Source organism: Actinomadura violacea, assembly GCF_017573465.1.
Classification (GTDB): Bacteria; Actinomycetota; Actinomycetes; order Streptosporangiales; family Streptosporangiaceae; genus Spirillospora; species Spirillospora violacea.
On sequence record NZ_JAGEPF010000059.1, the window covers coordinates 16,735 to 39,650 of the forward strand.

The following is a 22,916-nucleotide window of genomic DNA, read 5'->3' on the forward strand; positions in this document are numbered from 1 at the left end:
CCCCCAAGCGTGGCACGATCGGGGGTGCGGAGTCGTGTGGAGAACGGAGCGAGATGTTGGTCGTGGTCTTCGTGCTGGCGGGCCTGGCCGTGCTGGGCTCCGTCGTCGTCCTGGCGATGGGCCGGGGCGGCGAGCTGACCGAGACCCATCCCGACCACCCGCCGCTGCCGCTCGGCGACGGGCGGTTCGTCACGCCGCGGGACGTCCTGGCGCTTCGCCTGCCCCGCGCGTTCTGGGGCTACCAGGCGCCCGTCGCGGACGAGGCGCTCCGCGACCTCGCCCGCACCCTCGCCGAACGCGACGCCCGCGTCGCGGAGCTGGAGCGGCGGCTCGACGACCTGCGCCACGGCGCCGCGGTCGCGCCGGAGCCCGAGCGGATCGGCGCGCTGCACGGCCTCCAGGACCCGCACTTCCCCGAGCAGGACGCCCCGCCGGCCGGGCTGCGCGAGGAACCGGACCCGCAGGAGGCGGAGGACGGCCCGGAATCGGGCAAGGACGGTCCATGGGAACTTCCGTGAGCGAGGTCGCCGTCCACGCGGAGGCGTTCTCGGACGCGCCGCCGGACCGGCTGTTCGAGGTCCTCACCGACTGGCCGCGGCACGCCGAGTGGATGCCGTTCACCCGCGCCGAGGGCGGCCGCGAGGTCGGCGCCGAGCTGCGGGCGTGGACGGGCGCCGGGCCGGTCGGCTTCCTCGACACCATGATCATCACCGACTGGCGGGCCGGCCGGTTCGTCGCCGTCCGGCACACCGGGCGCGTCGTGCGCGGCGAGGCGTGGTTCGAGGTCCACCCGTACGGGAAGGGCAGCCGCGTCGTCTGGGCGGAGCGCGTCCGGCTGCCCCTCGGCGTCGCCGGACGCGCGGGATGGCTGGTCGCGGGCCCCGTCGTGCGGGCGTTCATGGGCCTCGGCCTGCGGCGGCTCGCGGCGCTGGCGGCCCGCCCGTCCTGACCCGGGGCCGTTCTGTCGGCGGCATGCGGTAGAACGGGCCGGTGAGCACAGCGATCCGAGGCGAGGACGGGCTGGCGCGCTGCCCGTGGGGGCTGTCGGCCCCCGACTACATCGCCTACCACGACGAGGAGTGGGGCCGTCCCGTCCGCGACGACCAGGGCCTATACGAGCGGCTGTGCCTGGAGGCGTTCCAGTCGGGGCTGTCCTGGCTGACGATCCTGCGCAAGCGGGAGGGGTTCCGGGCCGCGTTCTGCGGCTTCGACCCCGAGAAGGTCGCCGCGTTCGGGCCGGACGACGTCGAGCGGCTGATGGCCGACGCGTCGATCGTCCGCAACCGGGCGAAGATCGACGCGGCGATCAACAACGCCCGCGCCGCGCTGGACGTCCCGGGCGGTCTCGCCGCCACGGCCTGGCGCTTCGCCGACCCCCACGCCCCCGCGCACGCCGACATGTCCGACGTCCCCGCCTACACCGACGGCTCCAAGGCCCTCGCCAAGGAGCTGAAACGGCACGGCTTCCGCTTCGTCGGCCCGACCACCGCCTACGCCCTCATGCAAGCGTGCGGCCTCGTCGACGACCACCTGACAGGCTGCCACCGACGAGGCGCGTACTAGTTTGCAGTGCCCTTGGCGGTCAGGCGCTGGGGCGCCTTCCCTTCGGCGGGCACTGCGCGCGATCGCTGCACCCGCGGCTGCTGACGGCTGGGCAGGAGCCGCCGCTTACTCGGCCTTGGCGGCCTCCAGGACGGGGATCGTGGAGGCGCGGCGAGCCGGGAGGGCCGAGGTCGCGAGGGTCGCTGCGGCGGCGCCGGCGGCCACGAGGACGAACAGCCACCACGGCGGGTTCACCGCCAGGAACGAGCTGCCGGTGGCGATGTGCAGGATCGCGACGGTGCCGAGGGCGGTGCCGATGCCGAGGAGGCCGCCGAGCAGGACGACCGTGGCGGCCTCCCACCGGACGATCGCCCGGATCTGCGCCATGGTCGCGCCGACGGCGCCGAGCAGCCCGAACTCGCGGGTCCGTTCGGCGACGCTCATCGAGACGGTGGTGGCCATGCCGAACAGCGACAGCACCAGCGACATCCCGATGAACCCGTAGATGACCCGCATGCCCTTGGTCATCGAGCTCGCCGCCTGCTTCACGTAGGCGCCCTTGTCCATGACCTTGACGCCGGTGACGCCGCCGAGCGCGCGCGACAGGGCGTCCGCGGAGCCGCCGCTGACGAGGATCGCCTGTGCGGCGGCGTCCGGGTCGAGGCGGTCCATGGTGGACGGGGCGGCGAGCGCGCCGTCGGCGAACAGGTGCGACGGGTCGTGGTAGGCGCCCACGACCGTAAGGGGGATGCGTCCGCGCGCCCCCGAGACCACGATCCGCTGCCCCTTGTGCAGGCCGTTCGCCTTCATGGTCGTGGACGTGAGGCCGATCTGCCCGTCCCGCAGGGGCGGCAGGTGCCCGCCGAGCCGCAGCAGGGACGGCATCGCGGCCTGGTCCACGCCGGTGACGGTGACGTAGCGCGCGGAGCTGTCGGAGTCGTCGCCGTCGTGGTGCTTCGGCTTCGGTGAGACGAGCTTGAACCCGGTCGTGGTGAGGGCGGCGGCGTGCCGGACGCCTGGGACGGCGGCGGCCCGCGCGGCGAGGTCGCGGGGCAGCGGCGCCGGGCCGTCGGCGGTCGTGCCGGTCGCGGCGATGGCGTGGTCGGCCCGCATCACCTGCCGTCCGGCCTGGTCGAACCGGCCGTTCGCCGACATCACGATCATCGCGGTGGCGCCGACGAGGGCGACGCCGAGCATCAGCGACGACGCGGCCGACGACACGCGCCGCGGGCTGCGGGTGATCGTGGCGCGGGCGAGCCGGCCCGCCTCACCGCTGATGGCCATCCCGATCCGCCCGACCAGGCCGCCGAGGGGGCCGACGAAGAAGGGGCCGAGGACGGCGAGGGCCGCGACGGTCGTCATGGAGCCCATCAGGATCAGCACGCAGATCCCGATGGTGCGGTCCGGTCCGGGCGGCTCCTCGGCGCGGACCGCCCACACGGGCCCGAAGAACGCCGACGCGAAGGCGAAGACCGCGAAGGCGCCGGCGAGGCGCGGCCAGCGGCGGCCGGCGGTGTCGGCGCTCGCCGCCCTGAGCGCCTGCATAGGGGAGATGCGCGCCGCCTTCCGGGCGGCCCGCCACGCGGCGAGCTGGGTGACGACGATCCCGGCGGCGGCGGGGACGGCGATCGCGATCCAGCCGTACTGCGCGTCGGCGGCGCTGATGTCGAAGCCGTCCTGCGCGAAAAGCCTGGTCAGCAGGTCGGAGACGGCGTAGCCGAGCAGCACGCCGCCCGCCGAGGCGACGATGCCGAGGACGAGGGCCTCCAGCCGGATCAGCCGTTTGATCTGCCGCGGCGTCGCGCCGATCGCGCCGAGCAGCGCGAGCCGCCGGGTCCGCTGCCGGACGAGCGTGCCGAAGGTGTTGGACACCACGAACAGGCCGACGAACACGGCGAGGGACGAGAGCATCCCGATGGCGCCGCCGATGGACGCCCCGGCGCCCTTCAGGTCGTCGGACTGGGCGTCGCGGACGCTCTTCGCCGTCCGGACGGTCGCCGACGAGCCGAACGCGCGGGCGAGGTCGCGGCGCAGCTTCGCGGGCGCCACGCCGGGCGCGGCCTTCACCCACGCGGACTGCCAGGTCCCGGCGGGCAGCCCGGCGGCCTGCTGGACGGTGGCGGGCGGCGCGAGCAGCAGGTCGCCGCTCGCGACGGCGCTGTGCCCCTGCACGGTGACGATCCCGACGACCTTCATGGTCCGGGTCTGCCTCGGCGTCAGGACGGTCATCGGGCCGCCGACGGCCAGCTTCCCGGCGCGGGCGGCGTGCCGGGTGACGGCGACCTCGCCGTCGGCGGCGGGCGCCCGCCCGGACTCCAGGTGGTACGGGTTGAGCGCGGCCGTGGACGTCCACGGCCGCAGCAGCGTCCGCGCCCCCGCCGGCGGCACGATCGTCTTGTGGCCGGGGCCGCTCGCCGTCACCGGGACGGACGCGTCGCCCGCCGCGGCGGCGACGCCGGGACGCCCGGCGACCCGGGCGAGCGCGACCCGGCCGTCCGGCACCGCGTAGGGGTCGTCCTCGTCCACCGAGCCGCCCTGGACCAGGACGTCGGCGCGGGCGTACTCACTCGCATCGGTGCCGGAGACGGCCTCCTGGGCGCGGAGGGCGAACTGCAGGGAGCCGGCGATCAGGCCGATGGAGAACAGTGCCGCGAGCATCGTGGCGGCCAGCCGCAGCCAGCCCTCCGCGAACGAGCGGCGCGCGATGAGCCACACGGGGATCAGCCGCCCATCCGGCGCATCACGGCGTGCACCTGGTCGATGGTCGGACCGGCCAGCTCGTGGACGATCATCCCGTCGGCGAGGAACAGCACCCGGTCGGCGTGCGCGGCGGCGGCCGGGTCGTGCGTCACCATGACCACGGTCTGGCCGTAGGAGTCCACCGCCGAGCGCAGGAACCCCAGCACCTCGGCGCCCGAGCGCGAGTCGAGGTTGCCGGTCGGCTCGTCGGCGAACAGCACCTCGGGCCTGGTCAGCAGCGCCCGCGCGACCGCGACCCGCTGCTGCTGCCCGCCCGACAGCTCGCTCGGCCGGTGGCCGAGGCGCGGGCGCAGGCCGAGCGCGTCCACGATCGTGTCGAACCACTGCCGGTCCGCGCGCCGGTTCCCGAGCCGCCCGGTCAGCCGGATGTTCTCCTCCGCCGTCAGCATCGGCAGCAGGTTGAACGACTGGAACACGAACCCGAGCCGGTCGCGGCGCAGCTTCGTCAGCCGCGTCCGCGACAGCCCGGTGATCTCCACCCCGCCGATCAGCACCGAGCCGGACGTCACCGTGTCGAGCCCGGCCAGGCAGTGCAGGAACGTCGACTTGCCCGACCCGGACGGCCCCATGATCGCGGTGAACTGGCCGCGCGCGAAGGAGGCCGAGACGCCGCGCAGCGCGCTCACCGCGCTGTCGCCCGTCCCGTAGGACTTGACGAGGCCGGACGCGACGGCCACCTGGTCGCGGACGTGCCCGGCGGGCGGTGCGGCGGATGCTTGTGTCATGCCCTCAAGCCAACCGCCGCGGGCCCTCCCGGCACATTGGCGCGCCCTCCAGAAACGGGGGTGGGGCTGTCCCCACCCCCGTCGAGGAGGAGCCCCTAGCGCCCCTCGAAGGCGGGCTGCTGCTTCTTCAGGAACGCCTCGGTCGCGTTCTGGTGGTCGGAGGTAGCGGCGCACTCGTCCTGCAGCACCGCCTCGCGCTCCAGCGCGGACGCGAGGTCGTGCGTCGCCGCGTGGTCCAGCGCCTGCTTCACCGCCGCGTACGCCACGGTCGGGCCCGCCGCGAGGCGCCGCGCCAGTTCCACCGCCGCCGGGGCCAGCTCGTCCGCCGGGACGACCCGGTTGACCAGCCCGAGCTCCAGGGCCTCCGGTGCCTTCAGCGGCTCGCCGAGCAGCAGCAGTTCCGCCGCCTTCGACCGGCCCACCAGGCGCTGCAACGTCCACGACATGCCGCTGTCGGGCGCCAGCCCGATGCCGGTGAACGCCGTCGCGAACCGCGACTTGTCCGAGGCGACGGCCAGGTCGCAGGCGAACGCCAGCGACGCGCCCGCCCCCGCCGCGACCCCGTTCACCGCCGCCACGACCGGCTTCGCCATCCCCGCGATCGCCAGCACGATCGGGTTGTAATGCTCGGTGACCGTGCCGTCGAGACCCCGGCCGGCCGCCAGGTTGTCGGCGTGCTCGCGCAGGTCCTGACCGGCGCAGAACGCCCGCCCCGCGCCCGTGAGGATCACCGCGCGGGCCGACGCGTCCGCCGCCGCGCGCTGGACGGTCTCCAGCAGCGCGCCCTTCATCTCCACCGTCAGCGAGTTCATCGCGTCCGGACGGTTCAGTGTGATTGTTCCCACACCGTCGGTCACGTCGTACAGCACGGTCTCGGACATGCGGCACCCTCCCGGTCCCCGGTAGATCTTCCCCGGCAACCATCGACGAACCGGGGCGCGGCGGGCAAGTGCCGTCCCGTTCCCGTGCACCCCGCGTGACCGTCCGGTGCCCCCGGGCGCCGGCGTTCCGCCTCGTTCCCGCCGGTCCCTCCCGCACCGATCGAACAGCGGCGAAGCGCCCCGAACGCCTGCAGTCTTCCGATCTGGAGGCTGATCGTTACCACTTCGCGCCCAGGAGACGAGATAATGGACCACTACTGATTGCGCGGATGCGACAGGCGGCCACGCGGCCAACGGTGCCCGGAGGCTCCAAACGGCCCCACGCGGGGCCTTTAGGCAGGAAGGGGATGCACGCATGGCGGCGATGAAGCCGCGGACGGGAGACGGTCCGCTCGAAGTGACCAAGGAGGGGCGCGGAATCGTCATGCGGGTCCCGCTCGAAGGCGGCGGCCGCCTTGTGGTCGAGCTCTCCGCCGACGAGGCCAAGGAACTCGGCGAGGCGCTCAAGGGCGTCGTGGGCTGACGGCTCCGCCGCTCCCGGCTCTCCGGCGAAGGTCCCGGCGTGCTCGCCGGGACCGTCGCCGTTCCCGTACACCGCACCATCCGGTAACAGCTCAGTTCAGGGGGGACCCGCCGTCATGCCCATCGAGACCCGCATCCACGGCGCCGGCGGCACCGTGACCGGTACCGCGGTCGACCTCGGGGCGGAGGCGGTGGCGGTCCCGGTCCGCTCCGGGCCGCTCGCCCCGGACGCCGAGGTCGCGAAGTCCCTGCCGTTCACCCTGGACGAGCTGCTGGCGCTGCACGGCGCCAAGGGCGAGGCCGGCGAGATCATCGCCGCCCCCGTGCGGGTCGGCGGCGAGATCCGCGACCTGCTGCTGTACGGCGTCGGCGAGGCGACCCCGGCGGACCTGCGCAAGGCCGGCGCCGCCCTGGCGCGCCGCGGCCGCACCGCGCTCGTCGCGGGCGTCCCCGCCGGGGACCTCGCCGCGTTCGTCGAGGGCGCGCTGCTCGCCTCCTACGAGTTCCGGATCGGCGCCGGCGCGCCCAAGCGGCCGCTCGGCACCCTCGCCGTGCTGACCGAGGCCGGGCCCGAGGCCGACGCGCCCGCCATCGAGCGCGGCACCGCGCGCGCCCGCGCCACCGCCCTCGCCCGCGACCTCACCAACACCCCAGCCGGCGAGAAGGACCCGTCCTGGCTCGCCTCCCGCGCCGAGCAGGTCGCCGCCGAGTCCGGCCTCGCCGTCCGCGTCCGCGGCGAGAAGGAGCTGGTCGAGGGCGGGTTCGGCGGCCTGCTGGCGGTCGGCTCCGGATCGGCCCGCCCGCCCCGCCTCATCGAGCTCTCGTACATCCCCGACGGGACGCCCGAGCGGCACATCGTGCTCGTCGGCAAGGGGATCACGTTCGACAGCGGCGGCCTGTCGCTCAAGCCGAACGACGGCATGAAGACCATGAAGACCGACATGGCGGGCGGCGGCGTGGTCATCGCCGTGCTGAGCGCGCTGCGCGGCCTCGGCGTCCGCGCCCGCGTCACCGGCCTGATCGCCGCCGCCGAGAACATGCCGTCCGGGTCGTCGATGCGGCCCGGCGACGTCATCGCGCACTACGGCGGCAAGACCTCCGAGGTGCTGAACACCGATGCCGAGGGGCGGCTCGTCCTCGCCGACGCGCTCGCCTACGCCGACGCCGAGCTCGACCCCGACACGGTCGTCGACGTCGCGACCCTCACCGGCGCCGCCAAGGTCGCGCTGGGCCTGCGGTACGGCGCGCTGTTCAGCAACGACGACGCGCTCGCCGCCGCGCTCACCGCCGCCGGCACCGCGGCGGGCGAGCCGCTGTGGCGGCTGCCGCTCGTCGAGGACTACCGCAAGGGCATCGAGTCCGACGTCGCCGACGTCGCCAACATGGGCCGCGGCGGCTTCAACGGCGGCGCGATCGCGGCGGCGCTGTTCCTGCGCGAGTTCGTCGGCGACCGCACCTGGGGCCACCTCGACATCGCCGGCCCCGGCCGCGCCACCGCCGACGACGGCGAGATCACCCGCGGCGCCACCGGCTACGGCGTCCGCCTCCTCCTCGACTGGCTGACCGCCTGACCGCCTGAGCCGCCTGACCGGCGCCTGGAGCGGAGCGGGGCCGCTACTTGGTGCGGCGGTCGATCACCGGGACGCGGCGGCGGCGCCGGGCCTGCTTCACGATCTCGGGCAGCCTGGCGTCCCAGCCGGGGCCGACCGCGAAGCACCACGGCACCGCGGCCGCCGTCGCCGGGACGTCCCGCATCGTCAGCGCCACCAGGACGGGCCGGTCGGACGTGCGGGCCATCTCCGCCAGCTCCGCCGTCGGCAGGAACACCAGGTAGTCCTGCTCGCCGCGGCGCGTACCGGGGACGCCGCGGCGCAGCGCCGTGATCGCCGCCACCTCGTCCCACGGCAGCAGCCGCCCGGACCGGCGCGGCAGCGGCCAGCGCGCCGGCCGCCGCACCCCCGAGGCGTCCAGCTCCAGCACGGGACGGCGCGCCAGCAGCCCGCCGAGCGAGACCGCCAGGCCCGCGCCGAACAGCACGAGCCCCGCCACGCCGAGCACCATGAACGCGATGCTGCCGACGCCCGCGCCGCGGATCAGCCCGCTCGCGATGAACCCGATCGACGCCGCGAACAGGATCAGGAACGCCGCGAACCGCCAGACCGCCCGCCACGTCACCCTGTCGCGCACCGCGAAGGCCCCGGCGGGCACGTCCTCCTCGGCCTGCGCGTCCTGCGGCTCCACCTGGGACACCGCTAGTCGCGCTTCACCGCGCACAGCAGGCCGTCGCCCACCGGGACCAGCAGCGGGACGAGGCGCTCGTCCTCGCGGATCGCGCGGTGCACGTCGCGGATCGCCTCGGTCTCGGGGTCGCGGACGTCGGGGTCGGCGACCCGGTCGTGCCACAGCGCGTTGTCGAACGCGACGACGCCGCCCGGCCGCAGCAGCCGCAGCGCCGCCGTCAGGTACTCGGGGTACTCGTGCTTGGCCGCGTCGCAGAAGACCATGTCGTAGCCGCCGTCGGTGAGCCGCGGCAGCACCTCCAGCGCCGGCCCGATGATCATCCGGGTGCGGAACGCCGCGAGGCCCGCCTCGCGGTAGGCGAGCTTGGCCAGGCGCTGGTGCTCGGGCTCGATGTCGACGCTGGTCAGCACCGCGTCCTTCGGCATCCCGCGCATCAGGTAGACGCCCGACACCCCGCAGCCCGAGCCGATCTCCACGACGTTGCGGGCCCCCAGCAGGGTCGCCAGGAAGCGCAGCGCGGCACCGCCCGCCGGCCCGATCGGCGTCGCGCCGATCTCGTGGCCGCGCCGACGGGCCTCGAGCAGCGGCTCGTCTTCGGGGAGGAAATCCTCCACGTAGGCCAGGGTGGCCTGAATGGCGTCGATGGCTGCCTCCTCGCGGGACCCCCGCCTGGCTCATGCTGGAAAGACCATATCGCTGACCGGGAACCATCCGGAGGTCCAGCGCGTTGCATCGAACGTAAGCACCCGCCGCCCGGTGGGTGGAACCACGAGCACCGAACCGGTCCAGAACCGCCCCAGCCCAGGCGAGACCGTGCCGTTCCAAGGCGAAGAGTCTTGGCTCACCAGAGAGGAACAGCCCGGCACCATGGGAGTCGCAGCACTGAGTTTTAGAGGCGCTGTGGGGGTCGGCCCCAGGCAGGGGCTGGGTAGCGCCGCGCGTGAGAACGCCCCCGAGGCCGAGTGGGCACCGCCGTCCTGGGACGAGGTCGTCCGCGAGCACTCCGCGCGCGTGTACCGGCTCGCCTACCGGCTGACCGGCAACCAGCACGACGCGGAGGACCTCACGCAGGAGGTCTTCGTCCGCGTGTTCCGCTCGCTGTCGAACTACACGCCCGGCACGTTCGAGGGCTGGCTGCACCGGATCACCACGAACCTGTTCCTCGACATGGCGCGGCGCCGCCAGCGCATCCGCTTCGAGGGACTCGCCGACGACGCCGCGGAGCGGCTGCAGGGCCGCGAGCCCACGCCCGCGCAGGCGTTCGACGACACCAACTTTGACGCCGACGTCCAGGCCGCCCTGGACGCGCTGGCCCCCGAGTACCGCGCGGCCGTCGTGCTGTGCGACATCGAGGGGCTCTCCTACGAGGAGATCTCCGCGACCCTGGGGGTCAAGCTCGGCACCGTCCGCAGCCGCATCCACCGGGGGCGGGCGCAGCTGCGGGCCGCGCTGGAGCACCGCGCGCCGACCCGTCGCCGTCCGGGGACCCGCAACGAGTGGCAGGCCGCCGAGGCCGTCGCCACGGGGGAGCGGGCCGAGACCGGGGTCTCCGGCACCGGTAGCGTGCGGGCACCCGCCGATGGGGCCGGCGACGTCCGGCCGCAACCGGAGGGCGTGTAGCGACCGCGCGCGTGGCAGCGGGGCCGCGCGCGGAGAAGAACGGAACGAACAGGGGCGTCATGACCAGGCGTAGCAAGGGCATCCATCCGGGGGCCGCCGGGGGGCGCGGGGGGTCGTTCCCGCGTGAGGAGGCCGTGTGAGCTGCCTTGGTGAGCGCCTGACCGCTCTGATCGACGACGAGCTGGACCCCGCCGAGCGCGACCGGGTCCTCGCCCACCTGGCGGGCTGCGCCGACTGCCGCGCCGAGGCCGACGAGCTGCGCCGGGTCAAGGGGCGGCTGCGCGGGCTCAGTGCGGTCCCCGCCTCCGACGGCGCCGACGACCTCCCGTCCGGCGACTTCCTGAACCGCCTGCGGTCCATGGGCGCCGACCCCGGCGCCACCGCGCCCGAGCCGCCCGATTCCACCCAGCCGATGCGCCCCGCGGCGCACTCCCGGCCGCTGCGATCATCCGTCCGGCCCGTCCGGACGGCGCCGGCCGCCCGTCCCCGCGACAACCGGCCCGGCGCCCGCGCCGGGACCGCGACCCGGCACCGCCGCCGCTACCTGGTGGTGGGCGCCGCGACCCTGTTCATCGGCCTCGGCACCGCCTCCTACGTCGCGGGCGGCCGCCAGCAGGCGCCGACCGTCACCCCCGCCTTCGACCGGTTCGCCGTCGAGCACGCGCTGACCACCGGCGACGCGCCCGTCACCGACCCGCTGACCGACCCGGCGAACCAGATCAAGACCGCCCCCGGGCCGTGACCGCGACGCCCTCGACGGCCTGCCACCGCCGGGGACGGCGCCGCACCCTCATCGCCGGCGGCCTCGCCGGCGCGGTCGCCCTCGCCTGGGGCCTCGCCGGGGACCCGGCCGCCGCGCGCCGCGCCCGCAGCGACCCCGGCGCCGTCGGCCTGCTGCGCGCCGCCGCCGACGCCGCCCGCCGCGTCCCCTACGAGGGGCGCCGCTTCCTGACCACGTGGTCCCGGGGCCGGGCCGAGACGTCCCGCGTCACCGCCGTGCACACCCCCGGCGACGGCGTCCGCTACACCTCCGGGGCGGGCGCGCAGGGCTACCTGCCCGACGTGTCCGCCGGCGACTCCACCGGGTTCACCGCGCGGACGCTCGACCTGCTGACCCGCAACTACACCGTCGTCCGCAAGCCCGACGCGCCCCTGCTCGGCCGCCGCGCCGACGTGGTGGAGGCCCGCCGCCGGGACGGCACGATCGCGGGCCGGTTCTGGCTGGACGCCGAGACGGGCCTGCTGCTGCACCGCGAGCTGATCGACGCGACCGGCCGCCCGGTGATCACCAGCGGGTTCACCGAGATCAGCTTCACCGTCCCGGCGCAGGGCGGCACCGCGCCGCGTCCGGGCCGCACCCGCGGCGCCGCCGTCGACGCCCCCGCCGTCACCGAGGCCCCGGCCGGCGGCCCGACCAGCGCCAACGCCGCGCCGAACAGCGCGGCCACCTCCTCGATCCTGGAGCAGCCGCTCGACGCCCGCGCCCTCGCCGGCCTGAAGCGCGGCGGCTGGCCGCTGCCCAAGCGGCTCCCCGGGCACCTCACCCTCTACGACGCGCGCCGCGAGGCCGGCGGCGCCGTCCACCTCAGCTACTCCGACGGCCTGGCCTCGGTGTCGGTGTTCGTCCAGCCCGGCACCCTCGACACCACGGCCCTGACCGGCTGGAAGAAGACCGTCCGGCACGGCCGGGCGGTGTTCTGCCGCGAGTCGCTGCGCCGCTGGGCCGTCGCCGCGTCCGGAGGGTACGTGTACACGGTCCTGACCGACGCGCCGCAGAGCACGGCGGAGGCGGTCGCCTTCGACCTTCCCCGCGGCTCCGATCCCTTCTGGACGCGGCTGGCCCGCGGCGCGCGCCGCCTGGCCTCGGCCGCCGATCCGTTCAAGTGACCTGAACCGGGGAACGCCCAACTTCGTCCAAACCGGGAGCACCCACCCGAGAGGCGGTGCCGGCGAGTTCTGCCTTACGCTCGCCACATGCCTGTCCCGGCACGATGAGCACGGATGACGAGACCATGCTCGGTAGGAGAGATGGGGATGACGGAAGACAACCGCCGGCCGGGGGACGAGGACGCCGTCCCCGGGCAGGAGCCTGAGCGTCAGGACGCGGCGGCTCCTCCCGAGACGGTGACCGACCAGGAGATCCCCCTGGAGCAGCCGGCCGCGGAGCCCGAGCCCGAACCGAGCCCCGAACCGAGCGGCACCGACCGCCTCGTGGCGGGCGGCGCGGGCGGCGCCGGCGAGCAGCCGGGCGGGTTCGCCCCGCCGGACGCGCCGCGCGCCGAAGCCCCGCCGCAGGACGACGTGGCCGCCTCCATGGCGCCCCGGGAAGTGCCGCTGCAGGACGCGCCCCCGCGCGACATGCCGCAGCCGCCGCCCCCGGTCGCCCTGGACAAGCCGGTGGACGGGCCGATGGACGGCCCGCACGACCAGCGCCCGCGGCCCGGATTCGTCCCCTACGACCAGGACCCGCGCGCCGCGCACGGCCAGCCGCCGTACGGGGGCTGGCAGCAGGGACCGCCGCCGCCCGGCGGCCGCCCGCCCATGGGCGCGCCGCCCCCCGGAGCGCCGATGGGACCGCCGCCGCCCGGTGCACCCCGCCCGATGGGGGCGTTCGGGACGCCCGGGACCGGCCCGAACTGGGCGCCGATCCCGGCGCCGCCGCCCGCGTCCGGACGCGGCCCAGGCCTCGGCCTGCTGGCCGTCGTGGCGCTGATCGTCGCGCTGGTCGCCGGCGCCGTCGGCGCGGGCATCGGAGTGATCGCCACCGACGACGACAACGGCGGCGGCTCGGTCAGCCTCGGCGGCGGCAGCGGCGACGACACCAAGGTGCAGAACCGCCCGCCGGACTCCATCGCGGGAGTGGCGCAGCGCGTGCTGCCCAGCGTCGTGATGATCCGCGTGAAGTCCTCGCAGGGCGAGGTCGGCGGCACCGGCTTCATCGTCAAGGGCGGCTACATCGTCACCAACAACCACGTGGTGGCCGAGGCCCGCGGCGGCGGCCAGATGCAGGTGATCTTCAACGACAAGAAGACGCTGCCCGCCACAGTGAAGGGCTCGGACCCCTCGTCCGACGTCGCGGTGGTGAAGGTGGAGGGCCAGCACTCGCTGCCCGCCCTCGCCCTCGGCGACTCCAGCAGGCTCGCGGTCGGCGACCCGGTGATCGCGATCGGCTCGCCGCTCGGCCTGCAGGGCTCGGTGACGACCGGCATCGTCAGCTCGCTCAACCGCGCCGTGCCGACGCAGGGCGAGGGCGGCGGCGACTCGTCCTACCTCAACGCGATCCAGACCGACGCCGCGATCAACCCCGGCAACTCGGGCGGGCCGCTGGTGGACGCCAAGGGCCGGGTGATCGGCATCAACACCGCCATCGCCACGCTCGGCGGCCAGTCGCTCGGCGGCGGCAGCCAGAGCGGCAGCATCGGCCTCGGCTTCGCCATCCCGATCAACCAGGGCAAGCGGATCGCCGAGGAGATCATCGCGACCGGCCAGGTCAAGATGGCCAAGCTCGGCGTGCTGCCCGACCCGCAGTACCAGCAGGGCGGCGCCCGCATCATGCAGCAGGCGGTGCAGGGCCAGGACCCGGTGACCAAGGGCGGCCCGGCCGACAAGGCGGGCCTCAAGCCCGGCGACGTCATCACCAAGATCGACGACCAGCCGATCGAGGACGCCACCGACCTGATCGCGCAGATCCGCAGCCGCGCCCCCGGCGACCGGATCAAGGTCACCTACCAGCGCGGCGGCCAGGAGACCTCCGTCGACGTCACGCTGGGCTCGTAGGGCCCGATGTTAAGGCCGGGTTCATCCCGGCTGGGGATACGCTGGGGGGGCCGGTCCGCGCAGGGCCGGTCCCTGGCGGCTTGTGGAGGACGGGTTGTTCGACGTCGGACTCGGCGAGATGGCGGTGCTGGTCGTCCTCGCCCTGGTCATCTTCGGTGACAAGCTCCCCCAGGTCGCCGGCCAGGCCGGCCGGATGCTGCGGCAGTTCCGCCAGATGGCCAACTCGGCCAAGGCCGATCTGGAGGCCGGCCTCGGGCCGGAGTTCAAGGACTTCGACATCGCCGACCTGCACCCGAAGACGTTCGTCCGCAAGCACCTGTTCGAGGACGACGACTCCTTCATGAACGGCAAGCTCTTCGACGACGACGAGCCGTCCTACGCCGCCACGCCGCCCGGCTCCCTCGACCACGGCGAACGCCCGCCGTACGACAACGAGGCTACTTAGCCCAGGGGGGACGACCCCCCTGGAACCCCCCGTCACGACGGACAGGCTGTTTCGCGCTCCGCTAGCGCTCCGCGCGAAACAGCCTGTCCGTCGTCGGGCATGCCCGCTGCGCTCGCTAGCGCTCGCTCCGCGTGCCTGCCCGTGGCCCCGGCTGAGCTCTGCTCTTCCGCAAGGAGCCGCAGCCGGGTCCCCGTCAGGGCCTTCAGCCACCGCAGACATGCCCGTGACCAGGGGACGAGTATGCGCAAGGGCCCGCGCGCGCCCTCAGCGGACAAAAGCCCGTGACAACGAAGGACTCGCGCCCTCAGTGGGCTGCGAAAGGCCCCGCGCCCTCAGTCGGTGGAGGCCCGTGAAGCGAAGGACCCGCGCTCTTAGCGGGCGACGGCCTGAAGCTGCGAAGGGCCGGCGGGCCCTCAGCGGGTGGAGGCCCGTGGCTGTGAAAGGACTCCCGCTCTCAGGGGGGCGGAGGCTCATAGCTGCGCAAGGGCCCGCGCCCTCGGGGGGTGGAGGCCCGTAACTATGAAAGGCCCCGCTCGAGGCGGGGCCTTTCTTGGTGTGTCAGCGGCCCTTGGGGGAGATGCCGAGGGACATGCCGGCGAGGCCGCGGGAGCGGCCGGCCAGCTTGTCGGCGATGGTGCGCAGTTCCTTCGCGGCGCCCGCGTCGGGGTCGCCGAGGACCAGCGGGGTGCCGTTGTCGCCGCCCTCGCGGAGGCGGGGGTCGATCTCGACCTGGCCGAGCAGCGGGACCTTGGTGCCGAGGGTGCGGGCCAGGGCGTCGGCGACGGTCTGGCCGCCGCCCTCGCCGAAGATGTACTGGCGCTCGCCGCAGTGCGCGCAGGTCAGGTACGACATGTTCTCGATCACGCCGACGACCTGCTGGTGGGTCTGCGCGGCGATCGCGCCGGCGCGCTCGGCGACCTCGGCGGCGGCCTGCTGCGGGGTGGTGACCACGAGGATCTCCGCGGACGGCAGCAGCTGCGCGACGGAGATCGCGATGTCGCCGGTGCCGGGCGGCAGGTCCATGAGCAGGACGTCCAGGTCGCCCCAGTAGACGTCGGCGAGGAACTGCTGCAGGGCCCGGTGCAGCATCGGACCGCGCCACACGACCGGCTGGTTCCCGGCGGTGAACATGCCGACGGAGATGACCTTCACGTCGTGCGCCACCGGCGGCATGATCATGTCGGCGACCTTGGTGGGGGAGTCGGCGACGCCCAGCATGCGGGGGACCGAGTGGCCGTAGATGTCGGCGTCCACGACGCCGACCTTGCGGCCCTGCGCGGCGAGCGCCGCGGCCAGGTTGACGGTGACCGAGGACTTGCCGACGCCGCCCTTGCCGCTCGCGACCGCGTACACCTTGGTCAGCGAGTTCGGCTTGGCGAAGGGGATCTCCTTGGCGGGCTCGCCGCCGCGCAGCTTGGTCTGCAGGTCCTTGCGCTGCTCCTCGCTCATCACGTCCAGGTCGACCTGGACCGAGGTGACCCCGGCGAGCCTGGAGACGGCCTCCGTGACGTTCTTGGTGATGGTGTCCCGCATCGGGCACCCGGCAACGGTCAGGTAGACGCCGACGCGGACGGCGCCGTCCGTGGCGATGTCGATGTCCTTGACCATGTCGAGCTCGGTGATGGGCTTGCGGATCTCAGGGTCGTTCACCGTGGCGAGGGCCGCGGTCACCTGCTCGGTCGTCAACTGGTGGGCCATGCGTCCATGGTATGAACCCCGCGACGGTATCGGCCAATCGGGTGCCCGACCTCACATCGGGCGCGCGACACCCGCCCCCGGCCCCTTCGCCCGCGGCTCCCGGCACCGTAACATCGGGGCGTGACATCGCAGTCCAGCACCATGTCGCGCACCGAGCTGGCGGTGTGGCGCACGATGCTCCGCGCCCAGGTCCAGATCTCGCGGCGGCTCCAGGCGGACCTGCTCGCCGACCATGATCTCGCGCTGGGCTCCTACGACGTGCTGATGCATCTCGGTGAGGCGCCGGACGGGCGGCTGCGGATGAACGACCTCGCCGACCGGGTGCTGCTGTCGCGCAGCGGCCTGACCCGGCTGGTCGACCGGCTGCAGCGGGACGGCCTGGTCGTCCGGCAGTCCTGCACGAGCGACGCGCGGGGCCTGTACGCGGTGCTGACCCCGGCGGGGCGGGCGCGGCTGGCGGACGCGACGCCGACGTACCGGCAGGGCGTCCGCGAGTACGTGCTGAGCCGGCTGGACGAGCCGGACCTGCGGACGTTCGGCGTCATCCTCGACAAGCTGGCCGACGAGGCCGTCTAGGCGGCGGGCGGCGGCCCGGCTAGGACAGCGTCGGATGCTGGTCCTTGGCGTCCAGCTCGCGGAGGATCTGCTGGAGCTCCGAGCGCAGGAAGTCGCGGGTGACGACCTCGCTGAGCGCGACCCGCAGCCCGGCGATCTCCCGGGTGATGTACTCGGTGTCGGCGATGGTGCGCTCGTTGCGGGAGCGGTCCTGCTCGTACTGGACGCGGTCCCGGTCGTCCTGCCGGTTCTGGGCGAGCAGGATCAGCGGCGCCGCGTAGGACGCCTGCAGCGACAGGATCAGCGTCAGGAAGATGAACGGGTAGGGGTCCCAGCGCAGGAAGTGCGGCGCGAGGAAGTTCCAGCCGATCCAGACGACGATGAACCCCGTCATGTAGACCAGGAACCGGGCGGTCCCGAGGAACCGGGCGATCCGTTCGGAGAGGCGGCCGAACGACTCGGGGTCGTAGTGCGGCCGCGGCACGATCGTGCGGCGGACCTCGCGCGGCTGGTCCAGACGTGGTGTCATCTCGCCCCCTCGGCGCCCCGGAGTGCCTCTTCCTCGGGATCCGCGGACACCTCGGCGAAGGCGTCCATGGCGGTCTCCCGCCAGTCCTCGGGCAGCAGGTGGTCGAGGACGTCGTCGATGGTCACCGAGCCGAGCAGGTGCCCGTTCTCGTCCACGACGGGCGCGGCGACCAGGTTGTAGGTGGCCAGGATCATCGCGACGGACTCCAGCGTCATGGTGGGCCGCAGCGGGTCGAGCTCGGTGTCGCAGATGCCGCTGACCAGGGTCGGCGGCGGTTCGCGCAGCAGCCGCTGGAAGTGCACGGTGCCGAGGTAGCGGCCGGTGGGGGTGGCGGTCGGCGGCCGGCACACGTACACCTGCGCGGCGAGCGCCGGGTTCAGGTCGGGGTTGCGGATCTGGGCGAGCGCCTCGGCGACCGTCGCGTCCGGCGGGACGATCACCGGGTCGGTGGTCATCAGGCCGCCGGCGGAGTGGTCCTCGTAGGTGAGGAGCCGGCGGACGGGCGCGGCGTCCTGCGGCTCCATCAGCGTCAGCAGCCGCTCGCGCTGCTCGGTGGGCAGCTCGCCGAGCAGGTCGGCGGCGTCGTCGGGGCCCATCGCCTCCAGGACGTCGGCGGCGCGGTCCGCCTCCAGCTTGCCGAGGATCTCGATCTGGTCGTCCTCGGGCAGCTCCTCCAGGACGTCGGCGAGGCGCTCGTCGTCGAGGGCGGCGGCGACCTCGGTGCGCCGCTTGGGGGGCAGCTCGTGCACGATGCCGGCGAGGTCGGCGGCCTTCATCTGGCCGAACGCGGCGATCAGCCCGGCGGCGCCCTGGCCGTGCTCGACGGCGGAGAAACCCTCGACGTCGTCCCAGTTCACGACCATGCTCTCGCCACGGCGGCGCAGGCCGGCGCCGCGGCGCAGCCCCCGCCCGCCGCGCCGGACGGCGACCTTGCCGACCAGCCAGTCGCGGGTGCGGGTCGGCTCCATCGCCACGTCGACGACGGAGACGGGCTCGCCGGAGTCGCAGAGCCGGATGGTGCGGTCGAGCATCTCGGCGATGACGAGCGTCTCGGACTCGCGCTTGCTGAACCGGCGCATGTTCAGCCGGCCGTCGAAGATGATCGCGTCGGCCTCGATCACCTGCACCCGGGTGATCGGCAGGAACACCGGGCGGCGCGGGCCGACCTCGACGACGAGGCCGAGCACCCGGGGCGGCCGGGGGGCCAGGCGCAGCGCCACCACCACGTCGCGGACCCGGCCGACCTGGTCGCCGGCGGGGTCGAACACGGCGATCCCGGCGAGCCGCGCGATGAACACGCGCGTCGGAGCTCCGCTCATGGGCCTGACACTACCCATGCCCGGCGCGCCGATTCGGCGCGGGCGCGGGGCCCGGCCGGTGACCGGCGGGTGAAACGGCGGTGCCGGGAGCCTTCGCGCGGGGCCCGGCGGGCCGCGCGGCGGATCCTAGGCCTCGACCCAGCCGTGCTTCTTGGCGAAACCGAGGAAGCTCTCCCGGATGCTGACGATCTGCCGCCCGGTCAGGTCGGGCGTGCCCGACAGCAGCAGCTCGGTGATGTCCTCGCGCAGCTCCGCGGGCTCGAGGACGTCGCACAGCCCCTCGTCCAGCAGCTGCGAGGACGACGACGACTGCCGCGGCGCCGGCGAGGACGCCGACGCCCGGGACAGGATGCGGACGCCGAACGCCTTCGGGCCCCGCTCGCTGTCGACCGTCTCGAACTCGACCGTCGCGCCGGGCGTCAGGCCCGACTTGTCGTCGAGGACCTCGTTGGCGTGGACGAACACGTCGTCACCGCCGCCGTCGGGAACGATGAACCCGTAGCCGCGAACCCCGTCGAACCGCAGAACTCGTCCAGTACGCACCAGAACCGACCAACTCTCCACACCGCGAAACGCGAACCAGAACTACTCTTCCCCAATCTAGCGCGCTCACCTGCCGGGCCACGGGAAGCGGCCGCCGGGGCCGCCCTGCCGCGCGTACGGGACGCCTAGGGATGCTGTGACGCCGTGAAGGCGCCGCGACGCGGGGGTGTTGCGGGGATGTGAGCGGCGCGAACGTTCTTGTGTCATCCAGGTGAGTAGGCGCGGGGGAGAAGGTGAGGGATATTCGGGTTCCCTGATCGCTGCGACGGCGGGAGCCTGGTATGCGCGTGCGGCCGGTGATCGCGATCCTGATGGCGGCCCTGCTGGCCTGGGCGCCCGCCGCGTTCGCGGAGGGCGGGTTCCCCGCGTCCCCGCCCAACGACCCGGGCTATGCGAGCGCCGAGGCGCCGGGCTGCGGGAACGGCGTCAACGGCGAGCAGCACGCGCTCTACTCGTTCATGCCGAAATGCGCGCCGAACGCCAAGGACCCGGAGAACGCGTCCGGGATGTCGGTCGACAAGGCGTGGCGCGACTACACGACCGGATCGCCGGACGTCGTGATCGCCTACGTCGAGGGCGGGATCAACTGGCACAACGGCGACGCCCCCGAACTCGCCGACAAGGTCTTCCTCAACACCGGTGAGCTGCCGAGACCCGAAGGGTCGTCCACCTACGACAAGGACGGCGATGGCGCGGTCACCGCCGCGGACTACGCCGGCGACCCGCGCGTGAAGGACGCCAACGGCAACGGCCGCATCGACCCCGAGGACCTGATCGCCGCGTTCTCCAACGGCAAGGACGACGACGGCAACGGCTTCACCGACGACATCTCCGGCTGGGACTTCTACGAGCACCAGAACGACCCCGCCACCTATGACTCCACCTACGGGCACGCGAACAGCCAGATGAAGACGCTCGCCGCGCAGACCAACAACGGTGTGCAGGGCGCCGGAGTGTGCCCGCGCTGCCGGATCCTGCCCGTCCGCGCGGGCCAGGAGGCCCTCGACCGGACGGACGACCTGGCGCAGGCGTGGCTGTACGCCGCGCACATGGGCGCGAAGGTGATCGTCAGCACGACCGCGGACCTCGGCTACTCCTCCTATATGCGGCAGACCGTCGAGAAGCTGTGGCGGGACGGCGTCGTCATGGTCGAGTCGAGCAACGACTTCGACTCCACCGACCACCAGGGCGGCATGTTCTGGCCGCACGTCATCCCGGGCAACGGGCTCGTCCCGAACACCGCCGGGGTCCCGGACCCGCTCGCCAACACGCTCACCACCACCTACCGGACGCGCTCGGACGAGACGTCGTTCGGCGCCAAGGCGATGTTCTCCGTGGCCACGCAGGGCGGGTCGACGTCGGAGTCGACGCCGACGACCGGCGGGGTGTTCGGCCTGCTGCTGTCGTACGGGATCCAGATCGGTCGGCCGCTGACGAACGAGGAGGCCGTGCAGGTGCTGCGGGCGACGGCCTCCGACATCGACGACCCGCACCTGCCCTGGCCCGGCAAGCCGGGATGGGACCGGCAGTACGGGTACGGGCGGCCGAACGTCGCCAAGGCCATGCAGGCCGTGAAGGACGGGAACGTCCCGCCCGTCGGCGCGATCACCGCGCCCGACTGGTACTCGCTCTACGATCCGGCGACCACGAAGTCGGTCGACGTGACGGGATACGTCGCCGCGCCGCGCTCGTCCGGATACCGGTACGAACTGGAGTGGGCGCCGGGCATCGAACCGTCCGACGGCGCCTTCCACAAGGCCGGGTCCGGCACCGGCTCCTCGCCCCACGACGGACACATCGGCACGCTCGACCTCTCGCAGGTTCCGAAATCGGTGTGGGACGCGCAGTACAAGCTGTCGACCGACAAAGCGCTGTCGGCCAGCGAGCAGTACACGGTCACGCTGCGGCTCCGCGTCTGGGACGCGTCCGGGCGGATGGGGGAGGAGCGGCGCGCCATCGCCGTCCACCACGACCCCGCGCTGCGCGCCGGCTTCCCCCGCAAGCTCGGCGTCGGCAACGAGAGCCAGCCCGCGATCACCGATCTCCAAGGCCGGAAGGCGGTCGTCTACGCCGACGGCGACGGCCGCGTCCACGCGCTCGACGGCGCGTCCGGCAAGGAACTGCCCGGCTGGCCCGCCACCACCCGCCCGACCGTCCCGCAGCACGCCTATCCCGGCATCGACCCAGGTCACGAGCCCGTCGTGGCGCCCGTCGCGGTCGGCGACCTGCTCCACGACGGCCACCAGGAGGTGGTCGCGACCAGCACGACCGGCCGTACCTATGTCTTCGACGCGTCCGGACGGCTCCTCCCTGGCTGGCCCAAGACCATCGACACCGGCGTGACCGCCCCGCCCATCCCGCGTCCCGCCCTCAAGTACACGCGCCTGCCGGTGCGGGGCGCGACCGCCTCGCCCGTTCTGGCCGACCTGGACGGCGACGGCCGGCTCGAGGTCGTCCAGGCCGGCTGGGACGGCCGCGTCCACGCGTGGCACCCGGACGGCTCCGATCTGCACGGATGGCCCGTCGAGGTGCGTACGGACAACGGACCGCCCGTCGGATACATCCGGATCAACGACCACAAGCTTCCCGGCACCCCCGCGGTCGCCGATCTCGACGGCGACGGCAAACCGGAGATCGTCCTGCGCTCCCAGCTGTCCGACAGCAAGGGCGGGGGAGAGCAGTTCTACGGGGCGAACTACGCCTTCGCCTACCACGCGGACGGCACGCCCGTGTCCGGCTGGCCCGTCCGGATGGCCTCGGTCATGACCTTCTACGGCAGCGCGCAGGAGTTCATCACCGAGGGCGTCAACCAGCCCGTCACGGCCGACGTGGACGGCGACGGCAAGGACGAGGTCGCGACCGGGCCCTCGTTCGGCCCCACCTACCTGATCTCCGGGGCCGGCAAGATCCTCCGCGACTACGGGCCGCTCGCCAACCCGGCGCTGGACCCGTCCGCCGTGCTCGGCGGCAACCTCCCGGCGGACGTGCCGCTCTCCTTCACCACGTCCGGGGCGTTCGGCCGGTTCGGCCCCCTCGGCCGGCTCAGCTACACCGAGGGCGGCTCCGGCGCCGCGTCCCTGGTCGCCGCCTTGCTGTTCCCCGGCAGCGGGCAGCCGATCGGCAACTACCAGCGCGGCTACGACGCCGCCACCGCCCTGCCCGTGCCCGGCTTCCCGCAGCGCCGCACCGGCCTGGCCTTCCTCGGCTCCCCGATCATCGCGGACGTCACCGGCGACGGCCGCGCCGAGGTGATCGGCGGCGGCGACACCTCCACCCTGCACGCCTTCGGCCAGACCGGCCAGGCCGCCGGCTTCCCCCTGTTCACCGGCGGCTGGACGATCTGGTCCCCGTCCGCCGGGGACCTGGACGGCGACGGGCGCACCGACCTGGTCGCCACCACCCGCGAGGGCTACCTGTTCGCCTGGAAGACCCAGGGCAAAGCGGGCGCCATCGAGTGGCCCACCTACCACCACGACGACCAGCGCACAGGCCACTACGGGCCCCTGCGCTGACCCCTTTCGGGGGCTTGGATCCCGCCCCTGGAGATCGTTTCAAACTTTTTTGGGTCGGAGTGGACTGGGCTTGAGGCCTTGCGTGGGCGCGGTTTTGGGTGGTCTTTGCAGGTCGGCGCCGGTGTTGGGGCGTGCTTGACGAAATATGGGGTGGCTTGACCGTGTTGTGGATGTGTGACCGACGGGAAAGCCCGTCCACAGCGCCCGGCCAGATCATGAAGGGCGCGTCGAGTCCCTGATCATCAGG

The 22,916-nt window shown here is 73.8% G+C and carries 21 protein-coding genes; 12 read left to right on the top strand and 9 right to left on the bottom strand.

From position 1 onward, the window contains the following. The first annotated feature begins 53 nt into the window (after positions 1 to 53). From J4709_RS52090 to J4709_RS52100, 3 genes are read left to right on the top strand one after another with little or no spacing between them, the layout of a single operon-like run. Positions 54 to 518 carry a hypothetical protein gene (locus J4709_RS52090; RefSeq protein ID WP_208252960.1) on the top strand — a complete coding sequence of 155 codons (465 nt, stop codon included), beginning with the start codon at positions 54 to 56 and terminating at the stop codon, positions 516 to 518. Beyond that, positions 503 to 949 (top strand): SRPBCC family protein, encoded by a 447-nt coding sequence (locus J4709_RS52095; protein WP_232385405.1) that lies wholly within the window; start codon positions 503 to 505, stop codon positions 947 to 949. Before J4709_RS52090 ends, J4709_RS52095 begins: the two co-directional genes overlap by 16 nt. Before the next feature lie 41 nt (positions 950 to 990). Further along, complete coding sequence (locus tag J4709_RS52100; RefSeq protein ID WP_208252961.1) at positions 991 to 1,563, top strand: DNA-3-methyladenine glycosylase I; 573 nt, start codon at positions 991 to 993, stop codon at positions 1,561 to 1,563. A 105-nt stretch (positions 1,564 to 1,668) separates the two neighbouring features. Here J4709_RS52100 and J4709_RS52105 read toward each other — a convergent pair whose 3' ends face one another. The 3 genes from J4709_RS52105 to J4709_RS52115 all read right to left on the bottom strand — a co-directional run bounded on the left by J4709_RS52105 (position 1,669) and on the right by J4709_RS52115 (position 5,908). Continuing rightward, a complete protein-coding gene (locus tag J4709_RS52105) occupies positions 1,669 to 4,257 on the bottom strand; it encodes an FtsX-like permease family protein (protein WP_208252962.1) in 2,589 nt (862 codons plus the stop codon). Positions 4,258 to 4,262: 5 nt separating this feature from the next. After that, positions 4,263 to 5,027 carry an ABC transporter ATP-binding protein gene (locus tag J4709_RS52110; protein WP_208252963.1) on the bottom strand — a complete coding sequence of 255 codons (765 nt, stop codon included), beginning with the start codon at positions 5,025 to 5,027 and terminating at the stop codon, positions 4,263 to 4,265. A gap of 95 nt (positions 5,028 to 5,122) precedes the next feature. Next, positions 5,123 to 5,908: an enoyl-CoA hydratase-related protein gene (locus J4709_RS52115; protein ID WP_208252964.1), complete on the bottom strand. Its 786-nt coding sequence runs from the start codon at positions 5,906 to 5,908 to the stop codon at positions 5,123 to 5,125. Positions 5,909 to 6,263: 355 nt separating this feature from the next. Here J4709_RS52115 and J4709_RS52120 point away from each other — a divergent pair, with 355 nt between their 5' ends. Together J4709_RS52120 and J4709_RS52125 are read left to right on the top strand one after the other, a co-directional pair. After that, positions 6,264 to 6,431, top strand: coding sequence for a DUF3117 domain-containing protein (locus J4709_RS52120; RefSeq protein WP_083946426.1), 168 nt, complete (start codon positions 6,264 to 6,266; stop codon positions 6,429 to 6,431). A gap of 115 nt (positions 6,432 to 6,546) precedes the next feature. Further along, complete coding sequence (locus tag J4709_RS52125; protein WP_208252965.1) at positions 6,547 to 8,001, top strand: leucyl aminopeptidase family protein; 1,455 nt, start codon at positions 6,547 to 6,549, stop codon at positions 7,999 to 8,001. A 43-nt stretch (positions 8,002 to 8,044) separates the two neighbouring features. Here J4709_RS52125 and J4709_RS52130 read toward each other — a convergent pair whose 3' ends face one another. Continuing rightward, positions 8,045 to 8,671 carry a hypothetical protein gene (locus J4709_RS52130; RefSeq protein WP_232385406.1) on the bottom strand — a complete coding sequence of 209 codons (627 nt, stop codon included), beginning with the start codon at positions 8,669 to 8,671 and terminating at the stop codon, positions 8,045 to 8,047. Positions 8,672 to 8,682: 11 nt separating this feature from the next. Next, positions 8,683 to 9,285: an O-methyltransferase gene (locus tag J4709_RS52135; RefSeq protein ID WP_208252966.1), complete on the bottom strand. Its 603-nt coding sequence runs from the start codon at positions 9,283 to 9,285 to the stop codon at positions 8,683 to 8,685. Between the two features lie 253 nt (positions 9,286 to 9,538). On the opposite strand from J4709_RS52135, the gene sigE reads away from it, so the two are divergent. The 5 genes from sigE to J4709_RS52160 all read left to right on the top strand — a co-directional run bounded on the left by sigE (position 9,539) and on the right by J4709_RS52160 (position 14,513). Further along, positions 9,539 to 10,291 (top strand): RNA polymerase sigma factor SigE, encoded by a 753-nt coding sequence (gene sigE, locus J4709_RS52140; protein ID WP_372442257.1) that lies wholly within the window; start codon positions 9,539 to 9,541, stop codon positions 10,289 to 10,291. Between the two features lie 136 nt (positions 10,292 to 10,427). Further along, positions 10,428 to 11,033: an anti-sigma factor family protein gene (locus J4709_RS52145; protein WP_208252967.1), complete on the top strand. Its 606-nt coding sequence runs from the start codon at positions 10,428 to 10,430 to the stop codon at positions 11,031 to 11,033. Then, a complete protein-coding gene (locus J4709_RS54405) occupies positions 11,030 to 12,178 on the top strand; it encodes a sigma-E factor regulatory protein RseB domain-containing protein (protein ID WP_208252968.1) in 1,149 nt (382 codons plus the stop codon). The genes J4709_RS52145 and J4709_RS54405 overlap by 4 nt, the downstream gene beginning before the upstream one ends. 147 nt (positions 12,179 to 12,325) lie before the next feature. After that, positions 12,326 to 14,068 carry a S1C family serine protease gene (locus J4709_RS52155; RefSeq protein ID WP_208252969.1) on the top strand — a complete coding sequence of 581 codons (1,743 nt, stop codon included), beginning with the start codon at positions 12,326 to 12,328 and terminating at the stop codon, positions 14,066 to 14,068. A 94-nt stretch (positions 14,069 to 14,162) separates the two neighbouring features. Continuing rightward, complete coding sequence (locus tag J4709_RS52160) at positions 14,163 to 14,513, top strand: sec-independent translocase (protein ID WP_208252970.1); 351 nt, start codon at positions 14,163 to 14,165, stop codon at positions 14,511 to 14,513. Positions 14,514 to 15,071: 558 nt separating this feature from the next. Here J4709_RS52160 and J4709_RS52165 read toward each other — a convergent pair. Continuing rightward, positions 15,072 to 16,211, bottom strand: a complete 1,140-nt coding sequence (locus tag J4709_RS52165) for an Mrp/NBP35 family ATP-binding protein (protein WP_208252971.1) — start codon at positions 16,209 to 16,211, stop codon at positions 15,072 to 15,074. A 120-nt stretch (positions 16,212 to 16,331) separates the two neighbouring features. Here J4709_RS52165 and J4709_RS52170 point away from each other — a divergent pair, with 120 nt between their 5' ends. After that, positions 16,332 to 16,787, top strand: a complete 456-nt coding sequence (locus J4709_RS52170; protein ID WP_307802176.1) for a MarR family winged helix-turn-helix transcriptional regulator — start codon at positions 16,332 to 16,334, stop codon at positions 16,785 to 16,787. A gap of 19 nt (positions 16,788 to 16,806) precedes the next feature. Here the strand turns inward: J4709_RS52170 and J4709_RS52175 are convergent, their stop codons facing one another. The 3 genes from J4709_RS52175 to J4709_RS52185 form a co-directional block, all read right to left on the bottom strand. Further along, positions 16,807 to 17,295, bottom strand: coding sequence for a DUF1003 domain-containing protein (locus tag J4709_RS52175; RefSeq protein ID WP_208252972.1), 489 nt, complete (start codon positions 17,293 to 17,295; stop codon positions 16,807 to 16,809). Beyond that, positions 17,292 to 18,614: a magnesium transporter MgtE N-terminal domain-containing protein gene (locus J4709_RS52180; protein WP_208252973.1), complete on the bottom strand. Its 1,323-nt coding sequence runs from the start codon at positions 18,612 to 18,614 to the stop codon at positions 17,292 to 17,294. Before J4709_RS52180 ends, J4709_RS52175 begins: the two co-directional genes overlap by 4 nt. 126 nt (positions 18,615 to 18,740) lie before the next feature. Next, entirely contained in the window at positions 18,741 to 19,157 is a 417-nt protein-coding gene (locus J4709_RS52185) for a cold-shock protein (protein WP_307802177.1), read from the bottom strand. A 281-nt stretch (positions 19,158 to 19,438) separates the two neighbouring features. Here J4709_RS52185 and J4709_RS52190 point away from each other — a divergent pair, with 281 nt between their 5' ends. Then, the gene (locus tag J4709_RS52190; protein WP_208252974.1) at positions 19,439 to 22,669 is read left to right on the top strand and encodes an FG-GAP-like repeat-containing protein; all 3,231 of its coding nucleotides are present in this window, start codon (positions 19,439 to 19,441) and stop codon (positions 22,667 to 22,669) included. Positions 22,670 to 22,916: the final 247 nt, after the last annotated feature.

Excerpts from the sequence above, each read along its gene's own strand:
- J4709_RS52190 (WP_208252974.1), top strand. The coding sequence starts at position 19,439 with ATGCGCGTGCGGCCGGTGATCGCGATCCTGATGGCGGCCCTGCTGGCC.
- J4709_RS52115 (WP_208252964.1), bottom strand. The coding sequence starts at position 5,908 with ATGTCCGAGACCGTGCTGTACGACGTGACCGACGGTGTGGGAACAATC.
- J4709_RS52180 (WP_208252973.1), bottom strand. The coding sequence starts at position 18,614 with ATGAGCGGAGCTCCGACGCGCGTGTTCATCGCGCGGCTCGCCGGGATC.
- sigE (WP_372442257.1), top strand. The coding sequence starts at position 9,539 with ATGGGAGTCGCAGCACTGAGTTTTAGAGGCGCTGTGGGGGTCGGCCCC.
- J4709_RS52165 (WP_208252971.1), bottom strand. The coding sequence starts at position 16,211 with ATGGCCCACCAGTTGACGACCGAGCAGGTGACCGCGGCCCTCGCCACG.
- J4709_RS52110 (WP_208252963.1), bottom strand. The coding sequence starts at position 5,027 with ATGACACAAGCATCCGCCGCACCGCCCGCCGGGCACGTCCGCGACCAG.
- J4709_RS52090 (WP_208252960.1), top strand. The coding sequence starts at position 54 with ATGTTGGTCGTGGTCTTCGTGCTGGCGGGCCTGGCCGTGCTGGGCTCC.
- J4709_RS52175 (WP_208252972.1), bottom strand. The coding sequence starts at position 17,295 with ATGACACCACGTCTGGACCAGCCGCGCGAGGTCCGCCGCACGATCGTG.
- J4709_RS52155 (WP_208252969.1), top strand. The coding sequence starts at position 12,326 with ATGACGGAAGACAACCGCCGGCCGGGGGACGAGGACGCCGTCCCCGGG.
- J4709_RS52125 (WP_208252965.1), top strand. The coding sequence starts at position 6,547 with ATGCCCATCGAGACCCGCATCCACGGCGCCGGCGGCACCGTGACCGGT.
- J4709_RS52120 (WP_083946426.1), top strand. The coding sequence starts at position 6,264 with ATGGCGGCGATGAAGCCGCGGACGGGAGACGGTCCGCTCGAAGTGACC.
- J4709_RS52095 (WP_232385405.1), top strand. The coding sequence starts at position 503 with ATGGGAACTTCCGTGAGCGAGGTCGCCGTCCACGCGGAGGCGTTCTCG.